Below are 233 nucleotides of genomic sequence, written 5' to 3'. Positions count from 1 at the left end.
ATTGTAACTTCCCGGACTTAAATTTGAAATCGTATAAGTGGTTCCTGATGATGTATAAGTTTGAAAAACCGTTCCGTTTTGGGTAATTATCCAACTTGTTGTCGAAAGCAAACCGTTTAAAACAATACTTCCTGTTGGAGTTACACAAGTTGGTTGCGTAACTGTTCCTATTGAAGGTGTAGAAGGCACTGAATTTACTGCAATTGTCGCCGAAGCACCTGTAAATCCTGTGC

Annotated in this window: 1 protein-coding gene; it reads right to left on the bottom strand. The window is 39.1% G+C overall.

Features of this window, described 5'->3' with window-relative positions; genetic code table 11:
• On the bottom strand, positions 1-233 hold a 233-nt coding region (locus SB773_RS34840; RefSeq protein WP_410595137.1), incomplete at both ends, for a hypothetical protein.

Origin of the sequence: Bacillus sp. SIMBA_074 (assembly GCF_046534555.1) — a bacterium.
Classification (GTDB): domain Bacteria; phylum Bacillota; class Bacilli; order Bacillales; family Bacillaceae_G; genus Bacillus_A; species Bacillus_A mycoides.
Note: the sequence above shows the minus strand (reverse complement) of the source record. Positions and strands in the feature narration are given on the sequence as shown.